This window comes from Prosthecobacter sp., from assembly GCF_049294395.1.
GTDB lineage: Bacteria > Verrucomicrobiota > Verrucomicrobiia > Verrucomicrobiales > Verrucomicrobiaceae > Prosthecobacter.
Map to the genome: position 1 here is coordinate 1 of NZ_JBAQCR010000245.1, position 1,708 is coordinate 1,708.

At 61.2% G+C, this 1,708-nt stretch carries 2 protein-coding genes and 1 pseudogene; all 3 read right to left on the reverse strand.

Annotated elements, in window-relative coordinates:
* The coding region (locus WAW39_RS17210) for an MFS transporter (protein WP_422320419.1) at positions 1 to 378 on the reverse strand (378 nt) is incomplete at its 3' end.
* The gene (locus tag WAW39_RS17215; protein ID WP_422320420.1) at positions 375 to 1,382 is read right to left on the reverse strand and encodes a succinylglutamate desuccinylase/aspartoacylase family protein; all 1,008 of its coding nucleotides are present in this window, start codon (positions 1,380 to 1,382) and stop codon (positions 375 to 377) included. The genes WAW39_RS17210 and WAW39_RS17215, both read right to left, overlap by 4 nt.
* 116 nt (positions 1,383 to 1,498) lie before the next feature.
* Positions 1,499 to 1,708 (reverse strand): annotated as a pseudogene (locus WAW39_RS17220) (hypothetical protein); the annotation flags it as partial.

Sequence of the window (1,708 nt, forward strand, 5' to 3'; positions counted from 1 at the left end):
CGACATGTACAGCGACTCGGAGACGCCCATGGCGGCACGCATGGCGAGCAGCGTTGCACCCGAGGAGACGAGTCCTGTGCCGATGGTGATGAGACTCCACACCACGAGGCTGAGCACCACGAGCAAGCGTTTGGAGAAGCGATCGCCGAGATAGCCGGAGACAGGGCAGCCTATGGCATAGACCCAGAGAAACACGGTGCCCACCAGACCGAGTTGCTGATCGCTCATGCTGAGACCGGTCTTCAGCGAAGGAAACATCGCGAAAACGGCCTGGCGGTCGCAGTAGTTCAGGAAATACGCAAACCACATGAAGGCGACGAGCGTCATGGCACTCGTCGCAGCCTTCGGAGGAAGAGATCGCGCAGGGGATGAGTTCATGCGCGCAGCACTTCACGTTCGCTGACTTGTCTTGCGATCACCGCCACGCAATCCCCCTGCTGAGTGAGGCAGGGGGCGCGTATGGTGATGAGGTAACCAGCGCTTTGGGCGATGATGGGTTCTGGTTCACGATCAGGACGCTCCAGATGATGGATGTGGCCGACGGTCTGGCCTTTTTTGATCTTGGCACCGAGATCGGCGGTGATCTCAAAGATGCCGGACTCCGGCGCTAGGATGTAGTCCTCACGATTGGTTGCCTGCGTGATTATGGCCGGTGCTTTGCGCGGCTGCACACGGCCTTTGAGCGCGCCGACATGAATGAGCACGTTTTTCAAACCGTTCTGCGTGATGCGATGAACGCTGGCGGGAATGCACTCGCCTCCGCCGAGTTCGGTGGTGATGACGAGCTTGCCTTGGTTCTCCGCTTCCACCGGCAGCAGGCCGGTACCCGCGATGTCCGCGTAGATGAAGCAGAAGTCCGTGCCCCAAGCGAGCATGGCGGCAAACATCTTGGCGCGCTGTTCACGATCCGGCACCAGGTGCATGTGCGAGCAGGGCACGAACTCCATGCTGCGACCGCCTGAGTGCATGTCGATGACGACATCGCTGAGCGGGAACAGCACTGTGCGCAGATAATGCGCGATCTGGCTGGTGACGGGCCCCTCGGCATCGCCGGGGAAGGCGCGGTTCATGTTCATGCCATCGAGCGGAGACAGGCGCGTGGCCGCACGGGCGGCGGGCAGGTTCAGCGAGGGGATCAGAATGATGCGCCCTGTGACCTTCTCAGGCGTTAGCTCGCGCGCGAGTTTCATGGCGGCGATCTGGCCCTGGTATTCGTCGCCATGATTGCCGCCGAGCACGAGAACGGTGGGCCCTTTGCCTCGGGCGACGGTGGTGATCGGGATCATCACATTGGCCCAGCCGCCGAGGTTGTGGGAGTAGGGAACCTGCAGGAAGCCCTGCTGCTTGCCCGGTTTGCCGAAGTCGAGGGAGGTGATGACCATCCCACCATTACGGAGCGAGCGGGCGTGACCTCACGGACTAAATCGCCGGAGCTTAAACCGCAGCGATCATGTGGAGTCCCGGACGTTGGGTGTGCTGCGCAAAACCTGCGGGGCAATCAATCCTGACCGCCGCCATAAGGAAAGCGGCAGACGACGCTGACTCCGCCACGGGCTTTGGATTTGATGGTGAGGCTGCCGTCGATAAGGTTGGCACGGTAGTCCATGACGCGCAGACCTATGCCTGGATGCTCGTGAGTGCGTTTGCCGAGGCCCGAGCCGTTGTCTTCGATCTTTAGAACGGCCTCGTGTTCTCCCAGAAGCTGGAG